Consider the following 23,176-nt stretch of genomic DNA (forward strand, 5'->3'; position numbering starts at 1 on the left):
TTTAGTCTGATTTTGCTCTTCTACTATTTGTTTTAATAAACCTTCAAGGGAGTGTAGGCGATATTTAATTGGGAACCCCATTAAAAAGATAGAATGTGCCTTAATTTAATTTTACTGAACATTCTAAAATAAAAATTTCTTTTTATAAAGGATACACATTTTCAAACATTCTCATTTCGAGGGCTTTACCCCGCTAATCGCGGGCAGTAAGACTCCCACTGACGGGAGGTTTACTTTATAGTATAATGAAAGAAAAGAATGAATATTCTGTTCGTTTGATTGGAAGGGGTTTGCAACGATGAGTAAGCGAGGAAATGTGTGGCTGGCGGTAAGCGGTCTTGTTATCACAGCAGATGGCAGATGGCTTGTCGTTAAGAAAAAATATGGTGGATTAAAAGGGAAATGGTCATTGCCTGCTGGTTTTGTGAATGAAGGAGAAACAATTGATCAAGCAGTGCAGCGTGAAGTATTAGAAGAAACAGGAATTGCCACAAATGTAAAAGGGATAATGGGTGCACGATCTGGCGTGATACGCGGTGAGATTAGTGATAATATGATTATTTTTCTTTTAGAGCCAAAAGGAGAAGATATTGTCATCCAAAAGAGAGAATTGTATGAAGGAGCATTTTTATTTCCAGAAGATATCGCACATGATGAAAACACTTCAGTATTAATACGTTATTTGTTAGAAGCAATGCCAGCACCGCTTTTTAAAATGGACGAGACGTTAAATCCAGGAGACCAGTTTGGTTATACGGCATATAACGTTTTTGTAGGAAGAGCAGATCGATAAGTAAGAAAGGGTGAAGAAATCATGAGCATACCTGTTTTATTAATTTCAATGATGTTATTTTTAGTCTTATTTTTTGGAATTGGTTTTTTATTAAATATGATTTTACGAGCAACATGGGTGATGGTCGTTGTATATCCGCTTATTTGTGTGTTTATTATTGATAAAGTTGATTTCTTCGATTATTTTGTACAACCGAAAAAAGCATTTTCTTTATTAGGGACAAGTTTTCTTCATCTTGGAAAAGCTGATATCATGATCTTATCAACTGGCTTAGTTGGTGCCGCTTTATCTGGTGCTGTTATTAAATCACTACGTCAACGTGGATATCAAATGTTTTGAAGCTCCTTTCTTAGGAGCTTTTTTTATTTGTCTAGCTTCAGCGCCCAGCCTCTCGAGTCGCTTCACCCCCAAGTGCGAAGGCAAAAAGCGCCTTCACTCTTGAGGGTTCCAGCGCTTTTCGTGGCTAAACAGGACGCTTACACTTTTCTTGTGAGTATTTTCTTCATCAGTTGGGGAACAATAATGATGAAGGAGTGTGGAAAATAAAAATGATAAAACGATATAGCATTCGCGTGATGATGGTTTGCTTATTTTTGGCCGCACTATGTGTAACTTGGCAAGCTGTGTCAGGAATCTCTCTTTCTGAAATGATTCATATGTATAAGAAAAATGAAGTGAAAGAAGTACACGCAGCTGAGCAAGACAAGCGGGCAATTCCAAGTATGGAAGTCATTCGTGCTCTTGAGAATACAAAGGATTGGTCAAAATATCGTTCGATGGAAGTTACAGCAACAGGATATACAGCAGGTATGGAGTCAACTGGGAAGACAAAAGGGCATCCAGAGTACGGGATTACATATTCCGGTGTGAAAGTAAAGCGAGATTTATATTCAACAATTGCTGCTGATTTGCGCGTATTTCCGATTGGAACAATTTTATTTGTTCCTGGATATGGCTATGGTGTTGTAGCAGATAAAGGCGGTGCGATTAAAGGGAATCGCCTTGATTTGTATTATGAAACTGTGCGGGATGTATATAATCAATGGGGAAAGAAAAAATTGAATGTTTATATTGTGAAAATGGGAAATGGAAAGCTTACAGAAGAAGATTTAACACTTTTAAATGAAGATGAAACGATGCAAGTGTTTCGCGGCCAATATTTAAAACAACGATAGTCTAGACGCTTATAGCGCTGGACTTTTTTAAATTCTCTTGTAATTATAAAGTGAAATGAAGGGAAAAAACGCAGCAAAGGGAGAGAAAGAATGGAAGACTATCCTTTAGCGTATTATGAGTTTTTTATAAGATATAACGAAGGCGATTATTATACGTGTCATGATTTATTGGAAGAAATGTGGCTCGAAGATCGGGGGAATTTGTTTTTAAAAGGTTTATTGCAAATGGCAGTTGCCCAATATCATTATAGCTATGGGAATATAAAGGGAGCACGAATGATGATGGAAGTAGCGGAAGAGTATTTAACTCCATATTGTCCTGTGTATTGGAATTTGAATGTTGAAAAGGTCGTACACTTTATTCAAATGTGCCGCAAAATTTTACCGAAAGAGATAAATCAAATTCCATACGAGCAAGTTCAAACTTTGCCTCAGCTCCCAGAGTTTATTTTATATATGGAAGAAGTTTGAATTGTCGCATTTTCCCGAAAATAAGTCTATAATAGAGACAGATAAAATCTGGGGGTGCTAGCATGTTTCAAATACAAAAAGAACTAGCAAGTCATGAAGCAGTAGTTGTAGCCTTATTTGAAGATGAGGTAATGAGTAGTTTTGTAAAAGAATTAGATCAAGCGTTTGCTGGACAGTTACAAGTGCTATTAGACGAAAAAGAAATTTCTCCGAAGAAAAAAGTGATTTCTAAAGTACATAGCTTAGGGAAAACAAATGTAAAGCGTTACTATTTTGTCGGTCTTGGCAAAAAAGAAAGATGTACAACAGAAACATTGCGCAGTGCACTTGGTAAGTTAGCGAAAATGTTACACGGTGCAAAAGTAAAAAATGTAGCATTTGTATTAGATTCATTCGTTACTGAAAAGATGGACGCAATTGATGTAGCGCATATTGCAGCAGAAACATATTGCCTTGGTACATATGAATTAATAACATATAAAACAAATCAAAAAGAAGCACATCAATTAGAAAGCTTTGTTGTTATTACAGAAGAAGATCCACAAGAAATTGAAGCAGCGTTAACAGTTGGTTATGTACACGGCCGTGCTACAAACTCTGCGCGTACGCTTGTGAATCTGCCGCCAAACGTATTAACGGCAACGGCTTTAGCAGACTATGCGGTTGAGTTAGCAGAAAAATATGATATGGACTATAAAGTACTTGAGAAAGAAGAGATGGAAGAGCTTGGGATGGGTGCGCTTCTTGCAGTTAACCAAGGTTCTACAGAACCGCCAAAAATGATTGCTCTTTTATACAAAGGTAAAGAAGAGTGGACAGATGTAATTGGCTTAGTTGGTAAAGGGATTACATATGATACAGGTGGTTATTCTTTGAAACCGCGCGAAAGCATGGTTGGTATGAAAGGCGATATGGGCGGCGCAGCAGCTGTTCTTGGAGCGATGGAAATTATCGGTGAGCTTCGCCCAGAGCAAAACGTAGTTGCGATTATTCCTTCTACGGACAATATGGTGAGCGCAACTGCATTTAAACCAGATGATGTGATTACCTCAATGAGCGGTAAAACAATTGAAGTATTAAATACAGATGCAGAAGGCCGCTTAGCATTAGCTGATGGTATTACGTATGCGAAAAAGCTTGGTGCAAATTATCTTGTTGACGTTGCAACACTAACAGGCGGTATTATCGTTGCTCTTGGAAACCATACGACAGGTGCAATGACAAATAACGAAGCATTTTATGAGCAAATGTTAGAAGCAGCGATGGAAACAGATGAACCAATTTGGCAATTACCAATTTTTGAACGTGATAAAGAGCGTGTTCGCAATAGTAAATTTGCGGATTTAAACAATTCGCCAGGACGCGATGGTCATGCAATCATGGCAGGAACATTCCTTGGAGAGTTTGCTGAAGAAACACCTTGGGTGCATTTAGATATCGCAGGAACATCTGATACAAAGAGCGCACACGACTTAGGTCCAGCTGGCGGAACAGGAACAATGGTGCGCACATTAGCAACACTTGTTGAGCGTTTTGGAGAAGAGTAAGATCAGAATGAATACGTATAGATAATATATGAAATGACGTGCAAGCAGATAGAAGGTTTGCACGTCATTTTTTAGTATGTTTTGAAAGGACTACTATTTATGAAGAAAATGTTTGTCTTTATTTCGGTAATGAGTTTGTTCGTACTTTTGACAGTAAGTATATCTTACAACGATTCAAAACAAAACTACGATGTGATTTGGGCGCAGCATTCGGATCAATATGTTATGAAATGCTTACAAAAAAATAAAATTTTATATCAAATCGATAACGACAGTAATGTGAAAATCATGAAAAAAGACGTAAACGAAGCAGTTATGTCTTGTACATAATTTTAAACAGGTAACAGTAATTTTTCTCATAAAGAAATTGTGTACAATGTACCATCCAAAGCAAAAGAAGTACGTCCAGTTTCTTCTGATACAACTAATACAAAGGCATCGCTTACTTCTGATAAGCCAATCGCAGCACGGTGCCGAGTACCTAATTTTCGTTCCTTTGCTACACGCTGAGATAACGGAAGAATGTTAGCAGCAGAAATGATATGGTTCTCCTTGATTAGTACAGCCCCGTCATGCAAAGGATTGCCTGGATAGAATATGGATTCTAATAAAGGGGCCGTCAGCTGTGCAGTGAGCGGTGTTCCAGATTGAATAAAGTTATCGAGTGCGTCTTGTCTTTCAATGGCAATTAAAGCACCGTGCTTTTTTTCTGCTAGGTGTTGCATAGCTGTTGTTAAGGAGATGTAACAATCGGTAAATGGTGATAAATATGTCTTCATATAATAAGAAGCAGCGTTTGCCTGAATATGCATGAGCATATGTTGGATTTCCTCAACTTTACATAAAATACATTCATGCTCATTATCTAAGGCTTGTTTTATTTTTGTTAATTCCACTTCAACATTTTGAATGGATTCTTTAATTTGGTGTTTTAGTTTTTCTGATAGTGTCCATTCTTCCATGGTAATCCCCTTTTTGTGAAGTATTGATTCTAATCGTTAGTGTGCACAAAATATAGAAATATAAAAGGTATATCCTTTCTAAATGTCAAAACATATTGAGGATGGTGTAGTTTTTTTCATATAATGGGAGTATGTTAATCGAGGGGAGAGGACAACATGGATTGGAAACAAGAATATAGTCGCTGGATGTCATTTGCAAATTTAGATGCAGAACTAAAGGAACAGCTAGAAGCGATGCAGCAAGATGAAAAGAAAATAGAAGACAGCTTCTATAAAAACTTAGAGTTTGGTACAGGCGGTATGCGCGGAGAAATTGGTGTTGGTACAAATCGCCTGAATGTATATACAGTTCGTAAAGCGACAGAAGGACTAGCGCGCTTTATTGCTAAGCAAGGGGAAGAAGCGAAAAGACGCGGTGTTGTCGTTGCTTATGATTCTCGTCATAAATCTCCTGAGTTCGCAATGGAAGTTGCAGCAACACTTGGTGCACACGGTATTAAAACATATGTATTTGAAAGCTTGCGTCCAACGCCAGAGCTATCATTTGCAGTGCGTTATTTACATACAGTAAGTGGGATCGTTCTTACAGCAAGTCATAATCCTCCTGAGTATAATGGATATAAAGTATACGGAGAAGATGGCGGACAGCTTCCACCGAAAGAAGCTGATGAGCTTATCGATTATGTTAATGCAGTAGAAGATGAGTTAACAGTAACAGTTGCGGATGTGGAACAATTAAAGGCAGATGGCTTATTGCAAATAATTGGACAAGAAGTTGATGATGCGTATGCTAAGCAGTTACAAACTGTTATCATTAACAAAGAGCTTGTACAAGAAGTTGGCAAAGATTTAAAAATTGTATTCTCACCGCTTCATGGAACGTCAAATATTCCAGCGCGCCGTGGATTAGAGGAAGCGGGCTTTACGAATGTAACGGTTGTAAAAGAACAAGAATTACCAGATCCAAACTTCTCTACAGTAAAATCACCAAACCCAGAAGAGCATGCGGCATTTGAACTTGCGATTCGCTACGGTTTAGAAACAGATGCAGATGTATTAATTGCCACAGATCCAGATGCAGACCGTCTTGGTGTTGCTGTTCGTGATCATAACGGTGAATATCAAGTGTTAACTGGAAACCAAACAGGTGCATTAATGCTTGATTATTTATTATCGCAAAAGAAAAAGAATGGAACATTACCAAGTAACGGCGTTGTGTTAAAAACAATTGTAACTTCTGAAATTGGTCGTACAATTGCAGAAGCATATGGTTTAGATACAGTTGATACATTAACAGGTTTTAAATTTATTGGTGAAAAAATTAGACAATACGAAGAAAGCGGACAATATGAGTTCCAGTTCGGATATGAAGAAAGTTACGGATATTTAATTCGTCCATTCTGCCGCGATAAAGATGCAGTTCAATCTGTGCTCTTTGCTTGTGAAGTAGCGGCATACTATAAATCGCAAGAAAAAACACTGTATGATGGTTTATTAGAGGTGTTTGGCAAGTATGGTTATTTCCGTGAGGATCTTGTATCGCTTACGTTAAAAGGAAAAGACGGTGCGGAGAAGATTCAACAGATGATGACATCATTCCGTGAAAGTGCACCGAAAGAAGTAGCTGGTATTACAGTAACAGCGGTAGAAGATTACAAAGCAAGCAAGGCAACATCTCTGAAAGATGGTCATGTAACAGAAATTCACTTACCGAAATCAAACGTATTAAAATACCAGCTTGGTGATGGTTCTTGGTTCTGCCTACGCCCATCTGGAACAGAGCCGAAAATTAAGTTCTATTTTGGTGTAAAGAGTGATTCCTTGCAACATAGTGAAGAAAAGCTAGCAGCGATTAAAGAAGCTGTTATGAATCTTCTGTGATAAAATAGAAGTAAATAAGTGAGAGGAGAGCGGATATATACGATCTCCTCTTTTCGTTCCTAGAAAAGAAAGTGGTTTAATTGATGGATTTTTATGCTTGGAATGACAAATTTTTTATAGGACTATTAGAACATGTACATATATAATAGAAAGAGATGTATGAGGAAATAAAATAGAAAAGAGGTTACCTTACATGAAAAAAGTAAGAAAAGCGATTATTCCTGCAGCTGGTTTAGGAACACGCTTTTTACCAGCAACAAAAGCGATGCCGAAAGAAATGCTCCCGATCGTTGATAAACCAACGATTCAATATATTGTAGAAGAAGCTGTTAAATCTGGTATTGAAGATATTATTATTGTTACGGGGAAAGGGAAACGTGCAATCGAAGATCATTTCGATAACGCATTTGAACTTGAACAAAACTTATTAGAGAAGAAGAAATATGAATTGCTTGAAAAAGTACAAGCTTCTTCTAAAATGGTTGATATCCACTATATTCGTCAAAAAGAACCAAAGGGACTTGGACATGCGGTATGGTGTGCACGTAAATTTATCGGTGATGAGCCGTTTGCAGTATTATTAGGTGATGATATTGTACAAGCTGAAAAACCATGTTTACGTCAATTAATGGATGAATATGAAAAAACACTTTCTTCTGTAATTGGTGTGCAAACAGTTCCGGAGCAGGAAACACATCGCTATGGTATTATTGATCCACTTGAGCAAGAAGGACGTCGTTATCAAGTAAGACAATTCGTTGAGAAACCTGTACAAGGAACGGCACCATCTAATTTAGCGATTATGGGACGTTACGTGTTAACGCCAGAAATTTTTATGTTCCTAGAAGAGCAGCAAATTGGAGCGGGCGGCGAAATTCAATTAACGGATGCTATTCAACGATTAAATGAAATTCAGCGTGTATTTGCATATGATTTCGAAGGAAAGCGTTATGACGTTGGAGAAAAATTAGGATTCGTACAGACAACGATTGAAATGGCGCTTCAGCATCATGAGTTAAAAGATGATATGCTTGAGATGATGAGAAAGATTCTAGAAGAACAAACAAAAGAATTATAAGATAGAAAATCCCTTAGCCATATTTGGCTAAGGGATTTTTTTAAGATATTGTAGAATGCGAATGCTGATAAGCTGAGCGGCGCACAGCATAATAAATGCGCGGTGCAACCATTGCTCCAAGTGCAGTGAAGGCGATGTCTTTTACAGCAAACCACATCATAATTTTCCAAGCAGCTGCGTAGCTAATATGACCGCCTGCCCAGTTATTTATAGCTAAGTACATATAAGTTGTTCCAATAATATAGACAAGAATAATTCCGACAGCAGAAGCAGTAGCAAATGTACCGAATTTTGGGTTTTTGACCTGTTCAACGATTTTACCTGTTACATAGGCAACAATAATGAAAGCAAAAATAAATCCGCCAGTTGGGCTCAATAGAGTACTAAATCCAGCTTGAAAGCCAGCAAATATAGGTGCTCCTGCAATTCCAACTAGTGCATAAACAATCATAGATAAGGCTCCGATTCTGCTTCCAAGAAGGAGACCAGCTAAAATAGCAAAGAACGGTTGCATAGAAAGCGGAACACCAGCAACTTGTAGAAATGGTGCCCAAGATGTAATGTTTGCACCGATCGCCATAAGTGCGACAAACATTGCGGCTAAGGCTAAGTCAGATGCACGAAGTTTGTTCATAATGTTAACCTCCTGTTGTTTTGTAGTTAACATTATCGTACTGAATGTATCTATGCATTGTCAATTAGAATATTTTGATACCTTGGCTTTAATACTTCACGAAGCAGCGTATAAGGAATACGGAATTGTGGAATGCCGCTTACATACGGTGCAATTTCGTACAGCGGAAAGTAAATCATGAGATGGTTTTGTTCTAAAACGTACTTCAGTTTTTTTTCGCTCATTACTTTCTCGGCAGCATCAGGGAAGAAGTTTTCCTTATTTTGTTCAATTTGTCTAACAATTTCTGTTTTAATGATTGTTTCATATTGACTATCTTCTTGAAATAAATCTGCTAAGCGAAGCGGTTTGTTTTTCTCTAGATCGAATGTATTTGCTTTCCACTCGTACATGCCATGAGCGCCGCCCGTATATTGATAACGATTTACATATAGACTGAGTAATGGAAACTTATTTAATCCTACTTTGTAGTCAACGTTCGCGATGTATGGATGGAATGGAGCATCTGTCTCTTTTGATTGTTTATAATATGCTTTCGCATCTTTTTCTAATTTCTTTTTAAACTGGTTTGTGCTTTTTTCATAATATGTATTTAATTTTTTTTGAAATTGTTCATCTGGAATATTATGAAATTGTGGATAATTGAGTTGATATTCAAAATAAGGGTTTTTACCTTTTTGGGTCATAGTATGAACTTTAATTGTAAGGTTAGATGGTTGGGCTGCTATTGCATTTTTTGGTACAATAGCGATGGAGAAGCAAAAAAACAATATAATATATAATAGTTTCTTCATGAAATGTACCTCCATGTATTATAGACTTACTGATAGTTTGAAAAGAAATAGATAATATTATGCATTTTTTGGTAATTCGAAAGGGGATAGTCGTATGCCTAAAACATTAATGGAAGCGTTAGGTATTGAATTATTAGAAATGACAGAGGAGAAGGTTGTAGCGACAATGCCGGTACATGGAAGTACGCATCAGCCATTTGGTTTTTTACACGGAGGAGCATCTGTCGCTCTAGCAGAAACAGTTGCAAGTGTTGGTACGTATAATTTAATTGATCAAGATAAATATTTGTGCTTTGGCCTTGAAATTAATGCAAATCATTTACATTCAAAACGAGAAGGAATTGTAACAGCAATTGGAACCCCGCTTCATAAAGGAAAGACGACAATGGTTTGGGATATTCGAATTATTGATGAAGACAATACTTTAATTTGTATTTCAAGATGTACAGTTGCGGTAAAAGAGAAACGAGCAAAATAAAAGGTTGACCTTTGTGGTCAACCTTTTATTTTTATATAGAAAAGCAGCTAGAACAGGAGCTCCAGCGTCTTCACGTTTTGAGCGATCCGCTTCTGCTTTTCGAATTAAAACTGGATTTTTTTCTCTAAGAAGCCTTTTAATTCGCTAATTGGCATACGTACTTGTTCCATTGTGTCACGGTCACGTACTGTAACTGCTTTGTCTTCAACAGAGTCGAAGTCATAAGTGATACAGAATGGTGTACCGATTTCGTCTTGACGACGGTAACGTTTACCGATAGAACCTGTTTCATCGAAGTCTACCATGAAGTCTTTTGCAAGTTCTGCGAACACTTCCCCAGCACCTTCAGATAGCTTTTTAGAAAGCGGCAGAATTGCTGCTTTAAATGGTGCTAATGCTGGATGGAAACGAAGAACTGTACGAGAATCGTTTTCTAATTGCTCTTCTTCGTATGCATCACATAAGAATGCTAATGTTACGCGGTCTGCGCCAAGAGATGGCTCGATGCAGTATGGTACGTAACGCTCATTCGTTTGTGGGTCTACGTAGTTAAAGTCTTCAGTAGAATGCTCCATATGACGGTTTAAGTCAAAGTCTGTACGAGACGCGATGCCCCAAAGTTCGCCCCAGCCAAATGGGAATTTAAATTCGATATCAGTTGTTGCGTTACTGTAATGAGATAATTCTTCCTCACCGTGGTCGCGAAGACGCATACTTTCTTCGTTCATACCAAGTGTAAGAAGCCAGTTTTTACAAGTGTTGCGCCAGAATGTGAACCATTCTAAATCGTCGCCAGGTTTGCAGAAGAATTCAAGTTCCATTTGTTCAAACTCACGCGTACGGAATGTAAAGTTACCAGGTGTAATTTCATTACGGAAGCTTTTACCGATTTGGCCGATACCAAATGGAAGCTTTTTACGCATAGAGCGTTGAACGTTTTTGAAGTTTACGAAAATACCTTGTGCTGTTTCAGGACGAAGGAAAATTTCGTTTGTGCTAGATTCAGTAACACCTTGGAATGTTTTAAACATTAAGTTAAACTGACGAATTTCAGTGAAGTCTTCGCTACCGCAATCTGGGCATTTTACTTCGTGTTCTTTCATTAATCCAGCCATTTGATCGAAAGTAAGACCGTCAACAATCATTTCGATGCCTTTTGCATCTAAAGCATCTTCGATTAATTTGTCAGCACGGTGGCGCGCTTTACATTTTTTACAGTCGATCATTGGATCGTTGAAGTTTCCAACGTGACCAGATGCTACCCAAGTTTTTGGGTTCATTAAAATTGCTGCGTCTAAACCTACGTTATACGGAGATTCTTGAATGAATTTTTTCCACCAAGCTTTTTTCACGTTGTTTTTTAATTCGATACCAAGTGGACCGTAATCCCAAGTATTTGCAAGACCGCCGTAAATTTCAGAACCCGGGAAAACAAAACCACGATGTTTTGCTAAGTTTACGATTTGTTCCATTGAAGCCATTTTCCATTCCTCCTTGAAAGGTAACGTATTGGCGATGAAGGATAGAGTAGTACTTGTAGAAGTGATAATTAGGGATGATCCGCTTTTCAATAAAAAAACGCTCGTCTCTAGGCTTATTCAGCCTAGGGACGAGCGTTTGCCCGCGGTTCCACCCTAGTTGACATACAAAATTGTATGTCCACTTTATATTGTATTGCTCGGGACTGCCTTTTTCCTTGCAGTTTCAGGCTTTCACCATCCCTGAATCGCTTCGTTTTTGCAAGTACTTATTTGTCCTTCATCGCTACCATATTTAAAAAATAGATGACCATATTTTATCATGTTCTTTTCTAATTCACAATAGAGAGACGTGTTTAGCCTAGTATATGCAGTATCTAGTATGTAGTATAGCCCAAAAATTACTGTTCGAATACATTTTTGATATGTTTAATAGCTTCACGTTTACTAAGCGGTGCAAGATGATGTGTTTGTACGAATTCCCATACAGCTTGCGGATTTGTTTTTGCGTATTCACGAAGTACCCAGCCAATTGCTTTTTGAATGAAAAATTCTTTAGAGTGACTGAGTTGTTCAATTAAAGAGAAGAGGAGTTCCGTATCCGTTTTTTCTTTATACTTAAGCTGGAATAAAAGGCATGTTCGTTGCAGCCACATATTGTTAGAAGTCATCCACTTTTGCACATACGGTTCGATTAAATGGGGATGCGCCGCCAAGATGAGGCCGACAAAATGACTTGCAAGCATATCCACAGAATCCCACCATGATTTTGTAGTAATGAGTTCTTCTAAGAGTGGTAAATGTGTTTCATTTAAATGTTTGCGATATTTATCTAGTAGAGTTAAAGCGAGCATTTGGAATTCTCGTTCTGGCAATGCCCATAGTTCATGAAGAATAACAGGAAGGTCTGCTACATTTGGTACTTCATTGTTTTGTAGTACTTCACGAAATAACTGTTTTCGCTCTGGTGTTTGAATGCCGAGAAATGGAAAGTGATTTTTCATATAACGTTCCATTGATTCTGCTTTTTCGCGGTTGCGATGTGCGTCGAAATGTTTTTGTAAGCTTTCGGTGAAAGGATGCATATGTTTACTCCTCCTTATTCTTATTTTTTTTATTTAATTGTAATGTTTTTTGGAAAAGATAAAAATTTTTTTATCCGCTTCTTAATACTTTCCGTTACGAATATATAGAAAAAGAACGGAACTAAGTTAAAAGGGGGTATTGAGATGGGGGATCAAGTTGTAATAAGTGGGACAGCGAATGATGGGATTATAGCCGGTTTTTTAGCGTTAGGACTTATTTTTGTTATTATCTTTTTAGTCTGGGTTGTAGCTGCTTATTTATTAACAGCATTCGCGCTGTATAACATGGCAAAAGCTGATGGATTAGAAGATGCCTTCTTTGCGTTTATTCCATTTTTAAATTGTAAAATATGGGGAGATTTAATTGGAAAGAAATTACCGCAATTTATGCAGCCTCAATCCGGGTGGAAGTTATTTGGTGTGTATGTTGCCTGCTGTATTATCAGATGGATTCCATTTTTGTATACCATATCTTCAGTCCTATTGATTGTGTTAGGTATTTATATCGTATATTTACTATTAGAAAGATACACAACAAATGCAGTACTATTTACGGTGCTACACGTTATTACATGTTCTATTTTTCTTCCGATTCACTTATTTGTAATTCGGAATAATGAACCGAGGTATTGAGGATAAGAAAAAAACGGAAGGGGTTTCCTTCCGTTTTTCTTATCCAGCTCCATATTTACATTAAGTAACGTAAATAAATATAAATGTTCGAAATGATTAATGAAACAATTGTAATTGGGAAGCCGACCTTTAAGAACTCCATATAGCTAAAGCTATGTCCTTCGCGGTTTGCAATGCCTGCAACGATTACGTTTGCGGATGCCCCGATTAATGTGCCGTTTCCTCCTAAACAAGCACCAAGTGCAAGTGCCCACCAGAGTACGTCGACCTGTGCATCAGATGGTGTTAAGCCGAGTCCAACTGCCATATCATTAATAAGCGGAATCATTGTTGCAACGAATGGGATATTATCAATCGTTGCCGAAGCGATGCCAGATACCCATAAAATAAGTACAGCAGCGAAGGAAATGTCACCGCCAGTTATATTTAATACTTGCTGTGCTAACGATTTAATTAAACCAATATCGATAAGACCGCCAACAAGTACGAATAAGCCAGCAAAGAAGAAAATTGTAACCCATTCTATATTAGCAAATACATCTTCAATTTCATGCTCTTTTACACCGATTAACATTAATACTGTTGCTCCTGTTAAGGCGATAATCGCTGCATCAACGTGAAAAATAGAATGTGTCATGAATCCGATGATTGTAAGCCCCAGTACAGTTAGTGATTTTTTCATAAGTACTGGATCTTTAATGTACTGCTTTTCATCTAGGCTCATTAACTTTTTAATTTGGATTGGATCAGCGACTAATTGTTTTCTGTACATGAAATACAGCATAACTGCTGTCACTGCAATAATGATGACCACAATCGGAGCTAAGTTCACTAAGAAAGTATTAAAGTCTAAATGTTTATTTGCAGAACCAATCATAATATTTGGAGGGTCACCGATAAGTGTAGCTGTTCCACCGATATTTGAGAAAATAATTTCTGATAGTAAATACGGAACAGGATTTACTTGTAAAATACGTGTGATAGAGAGTGTAACTGGTACAACGAGAAGAACAGTTGTTACGTTGTCTAAAAAAGCGGAGCCAACTGCAGTTAGTAAAGAAAGAATAATTAAAATCCGAATTGGATTTCCTTTCGCTTTCTTAGCCGATTTAATCGCAACATATTGAAAGACCCCTGATTTACTCGTAATGTTAACTAAAATCATCATACCAATGAGTAAGGTAATCGTTCCCCATTCAATATGCTTCGTAAAAGCGTTATGTAAATCAACAACTCCTACAATTACCATTAAGGCTGCACCAAGTAGCGCGATGACAGCACGGTTAATTTTTTCAGAAATGATGATGGCATATGTAACTAAAAAGACAGCAATTGCAAAATAGTATTGCCAGTTTGCAATTTCTTGTGTTGTTTCGTGCAAAAATCCCATCTCCTCTCAGTAGTTATTCTTATTATTTGATACAACTCTGTAATAAACACAATTAAAGCCATTATAAAGTAGAAAAATGTAAGATGTAAACGAAAGCGTTTATTTTGTCATATTTTCTGCACAAATGAATTGAGCTATTTTCTTGTTTTTGAAAATATTTGCTGCTATTTGACATATATATAAGATACATCTTATTGAACCACTCGGGCTTTTATGGACGCTTCCTCTTTCGCAATTAGGATTCATGCATGTAAACATGTTCGTGGTTATTTGTTGTGATATAATGGATGAATATGGAAAAATTTATAAGGAAGGGATCGTATGGATGAACAACAATTATTATTTTTAGATTTTGAGTTTACGATGCCTCAGAATCGAAAAAAGCCAAAAGGATTTTTTCCGGAAATTATTGAAGTAGGAATTGTCTCGGTTGTAAATCATGTTGTAGTTGATACGTATTCTTCTTATGTAAAACCGGAAACTTTTTCAACGTTAACAGATCGGTGTAAAAAGTTTTTAGGAATTCAGCAAAAAGCAGTGGACGATGGGATTTCATTTGCAACACTTGTTGAAAAGCTAGCAAACTATGATAAACGTTGCAGTACAACAGTTGTGACGTGGGGAAATATGGATATGAGAGTGCTGAAACATAATTGCGAAGTAGCGCATATTCCGTATCCATTTGCGGGGCAGTGCCGTGATTTATCATTAGAGTATAAGCGTTTTTTTGGGGACCGCAACCAAACTGGATTATGGAAAGCTATTGAAGCATATGGAAAGGTTGGTACAGGTAAGCATCACTGTGCGTTAGATGATGCGATGACGACATATAACATTTTTAAACTTGTTGAGAAAGATAAGCAATACTTAGTAAAACCAGCTCCTCCAACACTTGGCGAGCTTGTAGACTTTTCGAAAGTATTAAAAAAGGTAAGTGCACAATAACAGCCAAATTACAATTATAATTGTAATTTGGCTGTTTTGTTTGTTTAGCACTACTAATCTTACAATTGATAATCATGCTTTAATTGTTCTAGCATTTGTAAGCTTCGCTCTGCAAATGGAGAGTCGTCTTCTTGTAATTGTCGCATTTGTTCTGTTAATGCTTTTTGAAGCGATTCTTTATAATCAGGCACTTCACCTTCATAGTGCTTGACCATTTGCTGCGGGATATTTGTTTGTTCACGAAATGCTAAGGCGCGGCGTTCATGGAAAAAGGGAACGTCAGCTTGTTTTACATTATGTAGGTCGCCTTGCATTGGATGTTTTACAACTGCGAGCACTTTTACAAGATAATGTTGTGGACGAACATTTGTAATTTCGCCAATGTACTTACCCGTTTTGTAAATGCCTGTTACGACATCACCAATTTGGAATGTTTCATTCATGTTTTTCACCTCTTTCTCATAGTAAGCAATGAAAGAGAAGGAGTCAAAGGAGAAGGAATTTTTATTTTGACTGAAAGTTCTGTATAATCGGTTGTATAAGAGGAATGAACAAAGGAGTGAAGATTTATGATGCCTTTATACTTTCCAGAAGACAAGACAGAATATATTATACCTGCTATTGTATGTGTACTATTTCTTATCGGAGCAGTTGCTACGTGGCGTATGTTTATTAAATCATCAGAACGAGAAGCAAAGAATTTGCAAGAGATGGAAAAACGTATCATGGGACGAGAAGAACGGTAAAGCGAAACTTCCTTTTGGAGCGTACTCCTCCAAAAGGTTAGCCCTCACGAATCCGGGTTCTTATGGACGCTTCTTCATCGAGAATTGGTTTAAAGCTAGCGTTCATAAGCAGCGGGATAAGTTGCTTTTGTATGTTTCCTTCTAGGCTCGGACAATATAAGAACAGAATGAGTTTGGAGGGAATACGGATGAAAAAGCAACTCGTATTGGGATGTTTCGCAGCTGTTCTCTTTGCTGGATGTGCGAAAGGGAAACCGACAGAAATAGAAGTGAAGCTTTACAATGCTTCTGGAGATAAAGTTGGAACAGCTAAGGTCACTCAGCAGACAAGCGGTGTAAAGATTTCTATTAAAGCAGAAGGATTTACGCCTGGTGCACACGGAGTACATATTCATGAAATAGGTGAATGCAAAGCACCGGACTTTGCTTCTTCTGGAAATCATTTTAATCTCGAGAAAAAAAAGAAGCATGGATTATTACATCCGAAAGGGTCTGAAAACGGAGACTTACCGAATGTAATTGCAGATGGTCAGGGAAAGATTAAGGCGGATATTACTGCGCCGCAAGTGTCTTTAAAAGAAGGAAAAACAACGATGCACAGAAAAGACGGTGCATCACTTATTATTACAGAAAATGCAGATGACGGGATGACACAACCGACTGGAAATTCAGGAAAACGAATTGCATGCGGTGTGATTGTGAAAAAAGCTTCGGATATAAAAAAGGAAAAAGAAAAAGGGAAATAAAGAAAACGTTCGGAAAACTGAACGTTTAAAGGCTGCCGTGAAAGTCTCGGCAGCCTTTATATATTTTGATGTTAAAATCGTTGATACAAGTTCTTGGATGCGGGCACAAAGAACTCATATTTGCGTGCGACATCCGCTAAAGCAACGGCGGACAATTTCACGACGACAAGCAGCTGTCGAAGAACGAACATGGAAGTTTCACTTTATCACCTGAAAATATTTGTTTTACTACTTGATACCTCAGTTTGTATTCATATAACCTATTAATATATAATATTTCCATTTTATCCCTATATTTGTGGACAGTAAGACCCTCATTTCAAGATTCAGAGAGAAACGCTGTCCAGCTCCAGTGGCTAGAATGTTCGGTGGCTTCGCTTCTTCCTACGAGGTAAAAAACACCTCTACGTCAGAAGCTCCATCCCCCTCACATTCTGAACGAGCCACTTCCGCATTTCTTCATTGTCCAGCTCTAGCGGCTAGAATCTCCGGTCGTTTCGCCCCCTCGGACGAGACAAAAAGCGCCTCTCTGTCGGGTGCTACAACGTCCTGCGATTCTGGGCGAGCCGCTTCCGCTTTTCTACAGAAGATAGGTGGAGGATAAAGAAAGGAGATTACATGAAAAAGAAACTTTTATATATTGAGGACAATAAGGAAATTGGTGCTTGGGTATGTGAAGATTTATTCGAACGGGGCTATCAGGTAACTTGGATTACTTCAGGTGAAGGTGCCATTGAACATATGGCGGAAATCGACCTAGTAATTCTTGATATTATGCTTCCAGGATTGGATGGCTTTTCAGTTGGGCAGCGGTTGAAAAAGGAATTTCCAAAGACACCTATTTTAATGCTATCCGCTAGATCATCGATTGATGATAAGTTGCAGGGGCTCCGATTTGCGGATGATTATATGACAAAGCCTTTTCACCCCGATGAACTCGCGGCACGGGTGGAAGTGCTTCTCAGACGGTTTGACAAGATATGCTCTCCGCTCATTGTACTATCACATCTTCGCATTTATTTGAATGAGAACCGTATTGTGGATTCCAGGTCGAATAATGATGTCATACTTACGGCTAAGCAGTTTCAAATTTTCACCTATTTACTTCGTCATCCAAACCAAATTTTAACAAAAGAACAAATTTATGAGGCCGTATGGGGAAATCCATATATCGAAGGAGATAAAACCTTAATGGTACATATCCGCCATTTACGCGAAAAAATAGAGCAGGAGCCAAGTCAGCCACAAATAATTGAAACAATTCGCGGTATTGGATACAGGGTGAAACAATGAAATTCCGACATTCGCTGTTAGCTAGATATTTGTTGATCATTACAACTGCGCTCGTTTTATGGCCGTTTGTTTTACCTCTTTATTACTTGCCGAAATATACACTAGACAAGGATATGCAACAAAAGGTCAAGTATATGGATACAAAAAAGTTGGAACAAATGTGGAATGATGAGGCAGCAAAGTTGAACGGGGCGCCCCCGGATCAAGTGGATAAACAACTCCGTTCGTTAAAAGAACGATATTCAATGGCGACAATGTTCTGGGTTGACGCCGCAGGCAAAACGCAGCTCAAGCTTCCCGAAAAACAGAGTATACCTGACCAATGGACGTTTCAGGAAAGCACGAAATTTATGAAGAAAAATGTTGATAATGACCTGTTCACAATGATTGCTTTCATTGGCGACGACCAGAGCCAAGGCTTTATGGTTTTTCAAGTCCCTCTTTCTGTTACAAAACCACCCAACCTGTCCGCCATCGATGATAAGTTTTTGCTAGTATATGCTGCGCTTGTCTTTGCAATTTTTCTAATTGCATCTTGGGTATTTTTCTCGAAAATTCGCAGGCGGCTCGTTCAACTACAAACCGCAATGGCCGAAGTTGATCAGAATGGCATTCCTCAGAAAATTCTCGTTCGTAAAAAGGACGAAATCGCGCAACTAGGGTCGGCATTCAATCATATGATTGACGAGTTGACAAACAGCAGGGAACGTGAACAGGAGGAGGAGGGTCTTCGTAAACAATGGATTGCTAATATATCACACGATTTACGGACACCACTTACCACCATCCGTGGACATGCTTATTCATTACAAAAGGAAACTTTATCTCCTAAAGGGAGGGAATCGCTTCATTTGATTGAAAGAAAGGTAGATGCTCTTAGCCAATTGCTCGAAAACCTTCTTTCCTACACGTTATTATCGGCAGGAAAATATACTTTGCAACAGAAGAAGACAGATATTATCCGATTAACCCGGACTTCTGCCGCAGGGTGGTTTCCTGTATTTGAAAAGGAAGGATTCGAAGTAGAAGTTCATTTGGCAGAAAAAGCTTTAATGTGGAATGTTGATCCGCACTGGTTTACCCGTATATTAGATAATCTATTCCAGAACGTTGTTAGACACGCAAAAGCTGGACGGTATGTTGGTGTAAGTTTGGAAGAGTTAGATGGAAGAACTGCTATTGTTATTGAGGACAAAGGACCTGGAATGGATAGCGTCTCCAGTGAAAAAGGAGCTGGGATCGGCTTATCAATTGTTTCATTGATGCTCCAAGACATGAATCTGGAATGGAAAATAACAAGTTCGACGAACGGCACTCGCATTTATCTATGTGAAAAAATTGAAGTGTAAATGAAATCCCAATTCTAAGCGTAAGGGGGCACGAAATAGCCTCTGGACGCTTGATAAAAGTTAAACGGAATTTAAACTAGACCCCACCATTATTTTAATCTTCGCTGATTAGAATGATGGTGGGGTTAAATTTTGAAACATAAATAAGTGCCAATACCCCATTCGGTTAGTTTCATAGGTATGTAAAATAGTAAAGAAAAGGGGAGAATTTCAATGGAGACTTCATCACCCATAATTGAAGAAAAAACTAGAAAAAGCTTTACACGATGGCCTTTATGGGTTGGATATGGCGCTGTAGGATGGTCACTGCTCTACGGGGCTGTACAGCTCTATTGGTTACTTGGAGGGGCGGGGTATCCCTTCAAACGTGGTGGAATGGACTTGTTTGCGGCTATGGTTACTTATCTTCCCTCTAAAGTTGGAGGCCTCATTTTTGTTATTCTTTGTTTACTAGGAATAGTGATTGGCGTGGCTATGCAAAAAACATGGAGAAATGTTTTTCCTCGGTGGTTAATCCTTACTTTTGCTTGGGGCTTTGCTGCTGCTCTGCTCCTTTTTGTTCCTGATATTAGTCTAATCGAGGTCATGGCTTATGCCTTTTTATTTAAGTTTGCTTTTAACTGGATTATGCTCAATCAAATTATTTGTATTATAGGTGCGCTACTTTGGATCATGACTGTTGTTGCATATCAACGTAGAACCCGTGATGCTTGTGAATATTGCGGGCGGACAGAGAACGGAAACACATTTTTATTAGTACGCTGGGGGAAATGGCTGACCATTATCGCAGCTCTTGCACCCATTCCTTATGCCCTCACACGTTTTGCTTGGGCACTTAATATGGACCCGCAATTCCTACACGATTTTTTAAAAATCAATCCTAAGGCACAGATAACAGCATTGGTATTTGGATTTGTTTGTGTAGGCGGAGGGATTCTTACACTTGGTTTGATTCAAAAATGGGGTGAAATATTCCCACATTGGTTTCCGTTCATTGGCGGTAAAAGAGTTCCCATCATGCTCGCGGTGGTTCCAGCTTCTATTGTAGCCATTGCTGTAACTGCAGCCGGATTTGTCTTTACCTTTAGTTTTTTTGCCGTAACATTTCACCTTATGCCAGTCGACAACATCCTCCTCAGTCAGATAGGGTGGACGATTGGACCTATGCTTTTCTGGGTGCCGTGGGGAGTAGCACTTGGTCTTGCTGCCATCGCTTACTATTATCGTCGGCGTGGTAAGTGTACGCATTGTGGGAGAGACGATCAAAATTGAAGCAGAAAAAAGAGAGTTGCATGAATAGGAACAAAATAACGAATAATGGGGAATCTTCTATGCAAATATTGAATGTTTTTGAACGCTTTACAAAGAAAGCGGTATGGCCTGGTTACGTTGGTTGCCTATTGGCATTTATATATGCGGTTTTTGTTCGATTTTATGAAGCGGCAGGGGGGAATATAGGCTTTTCGGGCCAATTTAATGACCCTAAATCATTTTACATGGCAAGTTACATCGCTGGTGTCATCATCATGTTATGTGGATTTGCCTTGCTTACACTTATCAAACCATGGGGAAAGGTCATTCCGAAATGGGTGCCGTTGATAGGAGGCAGAAAGATCCATCGTCTTATTTTATTAATCCCTACTCTTATCGGAACTGCCTTTTTACTTGCTCATGGAGTCAGTGGCATGATTACAAAAGCTATGCTTTTGGCAGGTGTCATTACAGGTAACTTCCCTGCCTGGAATGTAGTCGATGTCCATAGCTTAGCTATATGGGATCTCTTGTTTTACGAACCGTGGTTTGTCATTATGGGGATTTTGGCTGGTTTGACTGCTTCCCATTATGCGCAAGCTTCTGGTGTTCCACTTTCTACATTCAGACGCTGTACGTTAATTTATTTGAGTTTGGTTTTTCTCCTTACTGCGCTTTTTGTGTTCGCTATAATTTTTGACTTCGGAAAATTTTAATTACCGCTACTGCGTCGGATCTTATATGAATCTATCATTCTACAGATTCTGGTTTGGCGCAGCAGCGGATTTTTATCATATCTGGCGAGAAGACCCCCACCTCAAGCGCAAAACGGTAGGTGGGGGTAGTTCAATCAAAGAATATTGGAGTGTATAATAATCAGGCTTAAGTCACATAGATAGCTTTTCCTTGGAAGTACAGGAAAATGCGCATTGTAAGCGATGGAGCGCATCTTCTAATACAGGGCGTGGACAGCCGATATTTAAACGAATATGCTGCTCACCGCCAGCACCAAACTTTTCTCCTGGCTCTACAATGATTTTTCCTTTTTTCTCTAATAATTCCATTCGCTCATTTTGAGTCAGCCCAAGTTTGGAACAATCAATCCAAAGTAAGAACGTACCATCTGGCTGAATGACGGATAGTTTCGGAATATGCTGTTTAATGAAATCACATGCAAATCGTGCATTTTCTTCTATATAAGGTAATAGCTCTGTTAGCCATTCGTTGCATTCTGTGTATGCACTTTGCATTGCTGTATAAGCAAATGTGCTTAAGCCATGAAAGCCTTGGCGATGCTGCACAGCGGTAAAGGCATCTCGCAGCTTTTCATTTGGAATAATAATAACCGATGCTTGCAGTCCAGCGATATTAAACGTTTTACTTGGAGCGATGCATGTAACAGTTCGCTCTGCTAAGTTTGCTGATAAAGAGGCAAGTGGTATATGTTTACGCCCATTGAAGATAATATCGGCATGAATTTCGTCTGCGATGACGGTTACATCATATATTTCACAGAGCGTACCAAGTTTTGTTAACTCTTCCACTGTCCAGACACGGCCAATCGGATTATGTGGACTGCACAGAAACATCAATTTTACACCTTGCTGAAATTGTTTCTCTAACTGTTCAAAATCCATTTGGTAAATACCGTTTTCTAGGCGTAGTGGATTGGTCAGCACTTGGCGCCCATTCGTTTTTACAATTTCGAAAAATGGTGGATATACAGGCGGCTGTACAAGCACTGAATTTTGCTTTTCAGTAAAAGCTTGTACAGAAACACTAAGTGCAGGGACGATGCCGGCGCTGAAGACAAGCCATTCTTTTTCAATGACCCAATTGTATTGTGTTTTTACCCAATGACAAATTGCTTCTTTTACTTGTTCACTTGAAGTGTTATAACCGAAAATAGGGTGTTGTAAACGATTTTTTAAGGCGTCTTGAATTGGTGAGGGAACAGGGAAGTCCATGTCTGCAATCCAGGCATGAAGAAGTTCCTCGTTTTTATGTGTATCCCATTTAACGGAGTCTGTCCCGCGGCGATTTATCATTTCGTTAAAGTTCCCCATATTTATTACTCCTTTCAATAGTAGATTGAAAATACTGAATGTTCCTCTGTTTCTTCTAGCATAGCTGATATGATACGATAAAGAAAAGTGGAAAATAAGAAAAAGGCGGGAAATGTATGGGGACATATGAGAAGATGATAGACTTTGTGAAGAATTGGGATCCGTTTCAAATGGGACCGGAATTTTATGAAACAGAAGCAAGTGACATTGTCTATATTGTAAGTACATTTGATGATGCGAAATATATCGCAAAGAAAATACAGCACATTTATGTGCTATCATTTGAAAAAACATTGCCTATTGAAAAGTGTCAATGGTTAGCAGAACAATTGTTACTATTAAAAGATGGTGGAAGCTGTACGCTATAAGGTTAGTAGCGGG

26 protein-coding genes are annotated in these 23,176 nt (G+C 38.5%); 18 read left to right on the plus strand and 8 right to left on the minus strand.

Features of this window, described 5'->3' with window-relative positions; all coding sequences use genetic code 11:
• Positions 1–298 precede the first annotated feature (298 nt).
• The 6 genes from AB1279_RS02865 (at position 299) to AB1279_RS02890 (ending at position 4,316) form a co-directional block, all read left to right on the plus strand.
• Positions 299–793, plus strand: a complete 495-nt coding sequence (locus tag AB1279_RS02865; protein WP_429757762.1) for an NUDIX domain-containing protein — start codon at positions 299–301, stop codon at positions 791–793.
• A gap of 21 nt (positions 794–814) precedes the next feature.
• On the plus strand, positions 815–1,132 hold the full coding sequence (locus AB1279_RS02870; RefSeq protein WP_429757763.1) for a YuiB family protein: 318 nt from the start codon (positions 815–817) through the stop codon (positions 1,130–1,132).
• A 209-nt stretch (positions 1,133–1,341) separates the two neighbouring features.
• Complete coding sequence (locus AB1279_RS02875) at positions 1,342–1,968, plus strand: 3D domain-containing protein (RefSeq protein WP_429757764.1); 627 nt, start codon at positions 1,342–1,344, stop codon at positions 1,966–1,968.
• A gap of 90 nt (positions 1,969–2,058) precedes the next feature.
• Positions 2,059–2,439, plus strand: coding sequence for a DUF309 domain-containing protein (locus tag AB1279_RS02880; protein WP_429753301.1), 381 nt, complete (start codon positions 2,059–2,061; stop codon positions 2,437–2,439).
• 62 nt (positions 2,440–2,501) lie between these two features.
• A complete protein-coding gene (locus tag AB1279_RS02885) occupies positions 2,502–3,986 on the plus strand; it encodes a leucyl aminopeptidase (protein WP_429757765.1) in 1,485 nt (494 codons plus the stop codon).
• A gap of 99 nt (positions 3,987–4,085) precedes the next feature.
• Entirely contained in the window at positions 4,086–4,316 is a 231-nt protein-coding gene (locus AB1279_RS02890; protein ID WP_429757766.1) for a hypothetical protein, read from the plus strand.
• A gap of 26 nt (positions 4,317–4,342) precedes the next feature.
• Here AB1279_RS02890 and cdaS read toward each other — a convergent pair whose 3' ends face one another.
• A complete protein-coding gene (cdaS, locus tag AB1279_RS02895) occupies positions 4,343–4,948 on the minus strand; it encodes a sporulation-specific diadenylate cyclase CdaS (protein ID WP_429753304.1) in 606 nt (201 codons plus the stop codon).
• A gap of 156 nt (positions 4,949–5,104) precedes the next feature.
• Here cdaS and AB1279_RS02900 point away from each other — a divergent pair, with 156 nt between their 5' ends.
• Together AB1279_RS02900 and galU are read left to right on the plus strand one after the other, a co-directional pair.
• Positions 5,105–6,829, plus strand: coding sequence for a phospho-sugar mutase (locus tag AB1279_RS02900; RefSeq protein WP_429757767.1), 1,725 nt, complete (start codon positions 5,105–5,107; stop codon positions 6,827–6,829).
• Between the two features lie 193 nt (positions 6,830–7,022).
• Positions 7,023–7,907 (plus strand): UTP--glucose-1-phosphate uridylyltransferase GalU, encoded by an 885-nt coding sequence (gene galU, locus AB1279_RS02905; protein WP_429753306.1) that lies wholly within the window; start codon positions 7,023–7,025, stop codon positions 7,905–7,907.
• A gap of 40 nt (positions 7,908–7,947) precedes the next feature.
• Here galU and AB1279_RS02910 read toward each other — a convergent pair whose 3' ends face one another.
• Complete coding sequence (locus AB1279_RS02910; protein WP_429757768.1) at positions 7,948–8,541, minus strand: biotin transporter BioY; 594 nt, start codon at positions 8,539–8,541, stop codon at positions 7,948–7,950.
• 50 nt (positions 8,542–8,591) lie between these two features.
• Complete coding sequence (locus AB1279_RS02915; RefSeq protein ID WP_429757769.1) at positions 8,592–9,335, minus strand: DUF3298 and DUF4163 domain-containing protein; 744 nt, start codon at positions 9,333–9,335, stop codon at positions 8,592–8,594.
• A 94-nt stretch (positions 9,336–9,429) separates the two neighbouring features.
• Between AB1279_RS02915 and AB1279_RS02920 the strand changes: the two genes are divergently transcribed.
• Positions 9,430–9,813 (plus strand): hotdog fold thioesterase, encoded by a 384-nt coding sequence (locus tag AB1279_RS02920; protein ID WP_429757770.1) that lies wholly within the window; start codon positions 9,430–9,432, stop codon positions 9,811–9,813.
• A 104-nt stretch (positions 9,814–9,917) separates the two neighbouring features.
• On the opposite strand, the gene AB1279_RS02925 is transcribed toward AB1279_RS02920, so the two are convergent.
• A complete protein-coding gene (locus AB1279_RS02925; RefSeq protein WP_429757771.1) occupies positions 9,918–11,294 on the minus strand; it encodes a glycine--tRNA ligase in 1,377 nt (458 codons plus the stop codon).
• Positions 11,295–11,692: 398 nt separating this feature from the next.
• Positions 11,693–12,376, minus strand: coding sequence for a DNA alkylation repair protein (locus AB1279_RS02930; RefSeq protein ID WP_429757772.1), 684 nt, complete (start codon positions 12,374–12,376; stop codon positions 11,693–11,695).
• Positions 12,377–12,520: 144 nt separating this feature from the next.
• Between AB1279_RS02930 and AB1279_RS02935 the strand changes: the two genes are divergently transcribed.
• Positions 12,521–13,009, plus strand: coding sequence for a hypothetical protein (locus AB1279_RS02935; RefSeq protein ID WP_429757773.1), 489 nt, complete (start codon positions 12,521–12,523; stop codon positions 13,007–13,009).
• Between the two features lie 55 nt (positions 13,010–13,064).
• Here AB1279_RS02935 and AB1279_RS02940 read toward each other — a convergent pair whose 3' ends face one another.
• Positions 13,065–14,390: an ArsB/NhaD family transporter gene (locus tag AB1279_RS02940; RefSeq protein ID WP_429757774.1), complete on the minus strand. Its 1,326-nt coding sequence runs from the start codon at positions 14,388–14,390 to the stop codon at positions 13,065–13,067.
• A 330-nt stretch (positions 14,391–14,720) separates the two neighbouring features.
• On the opposite strand from AB1279_RS02940, the gene kapD reads away from it, so the two are divergent.
• A complete protein-coding gene (gene kapD / locus AB1279_RS02945) occupies positions 14,721–15,344 on the plus strand; it encodes a 3'-5' exonuclease KapD (RefSeq protein ID WP_429753314.1) in 624 nt (207 codons plus the stop codon).
• A gap of 59 nt (positions 15,345–15,403) precedes the next feature.
• Here kapD and AB1279_RS02950 read toward each other — a convergent pair whose 3' ends face one another.
• Entirely contained in the window at positions 15,404–15,787 is a 384-nt protein-coding gene (locus tag AB1279_RS02950; RefSeq protein WP_429753315.1) for a kinase-associated lipoprotein B, read from the minus strand.
• Between the two features lie 126 nt (positions 15,788–15,913).
• Between AB1279_RS02950 and AB1279_RS02955 the strand changes: the two genes are divergently transcribed.
• From AB1279_RS02955 to AB1279_RS02980, 6 genes are all read left to right on the plus strand, one after another.
• Positions 15,914–16,090 carry a hypothetical protein gene (locus tag AB1279_RS02955; RefSeq protein WP_336482490.1) on the plus strand — a complete coding sequence of 59 codons (177 nt, stop codon included), beginning with the start codon at positions 15,914–15,916 and terminating at the stop codon, positions 16,088–16,090.
• A 188-nt stretch (positions 16,091–16,278) separates the two neighbouring features.
• Positions 16,279–16,836, plus strand: a complete 558-nt coding sequence (locus tag AB1279_RS02960) for a superoxide dismutase family protein (RefSeq protein WP_429753317.1) — start codon at positions 16,279–16,281, stop codon at positions 16,834–16,836.
• 618 nt (positions 16,837–17,454) lie between these two features.
• Positions 17,455–18,129: a response regulator transcription factor gene (locus AB1279_RS02965; protein WP_429757775.1), complete on the plus strand. Its 675-nt coding sequence runs from the start codon at positions 17,455–17,457 to the stop codon at positions 18,127–18,129.
• Positions 18,126–19,478, plus strand: a complete 1,353-nt coding sequence (locus AB1279_RS02970; RefSeq protein WP_429757776.1) for a HAMP domain-containing sensor histidine kinase — start codon at positions 18,126–18,128, stop codon at positions 19,476–19,478. Before AB1279_RS02965 ends, AB1279_RS02970 begins: the two co-directional genes overlap by 4 nt.
• A gap of 213 nt (positions 19,479–19,691) precedes the next feature.
• Positions 19,692–20,750, plus strand: coding sequence for a hypothetical protein (locus AB1279_RS02975; protein WP_429757777.1), 1,059 nt, complete (start codon positions 19,692–19,694; stop codon positions 20,748–20,750).
• On the plus strand, positions 20,747–21,445 hold the full coding sequence (locus AB1279_RS02980; protein WP_429757778.1) for a DUF3995 domain-containing protein: 699 nt from the start codon (positions 20,747–20,749) through the stop codon (positions 21,443–21,445). The genes AB1279_RS02975 and AB1279_RS02980 overlap by 4 nt, the downstream gene beginning before the upstream one ends.
• Before the next feature lie 171 nt (positions 21,446–21,616).
• Here AB1279_RS02980 and AB1279_RS02985 read toward each other — a convergent pair whose 3' ends face one another.
• Positions 21,617–22,795: a MalY/PatB family protein gene (locus AB1279_RS02985; protein WP_429757779.1), complete on the minus strand. Its 1,179-nt coding sequence runs from the start codon at positions 22,793–22,795 to the stop codon at positions 21,617–21,619.
• A 116-nt stretch (positions 22,796–22,911) separates the two neighbouring features.
• Between AB1279_RS02985 and AB1279_RS02990 the strand changes: the two genes are divergently transcribed.
• Complete coding sequence (locus AB1279_RS02990) at positions 22,912–23,163, plus strand: DUF1871 family protein (RefSeq protein WP_429715907.1); 252 nt, start codon at positions 22,912–22,914, stop codon at positions 23,161–23,163.
• Positions 23,164–23,176: the final 13 nt, after the last annotated feature.

It is taken from the genome of Bacillus sp. S14(2024) (assembly GCF_050473785.1).
Classification (GTDB): Bacteria; Bacillota; Bacilli; order Bacillales; family Bacillaceae_G; genus Bacillus_A; species Bacillus_A yunxiaonensis.